The 289-nt window shown below is 66.8% G+C and carries 1 pseudogene; it reads right to left on the bottom strand.

Annotation, left to right across the window (positions count from 1 at the left end):
* Positions 1-289 (bottom strand): annotated as a pseudogene (locus DSY14_RS28510) (succinate--CoA ligase subunit beta); the annotation flags it as partial.

Here is a 289-nt window from a genome sequence, read left to right as displayed (position 1 = left end):
GCTCCAGCAGTTCCAGAGCCTGGACGATGCCGTTGGCGACCGCGTCGCAGGCGGTGATGCCGCCGAAGACGTTGACGAAGACGCTCTTGACGGCCGGGTCGCCCAGGATGATCTCCAGGCCGTTGGCCATGACCTCGGCCGAGGCGCCGCCACCGATGTCGAGGAAGTTGGCGGGCTTGACGCCGCCGTGGTCCTCTCCGGCGTAGGCGACCACGTCCAGGGTCGACATGACCAGACCGGCACCGTTACCGATGATGCCGACCTCGCCGTCGAGCTTGACGTAGTTCAG

The sequence above is a fragment of the Nocardiopsis sp. MG754419 genome (genome assembly GCF_018207095.1).
Lineage (GTDB): Bacteria > Actinomycetota > Actinomycetes > Streptosporangiales > Streptosporangiaceae > Nocardiopsis.
Note: the sequence above shows the minus strand (reverse complement) of the source record. Positions and strands in the feature narration are given on the sequence as shown.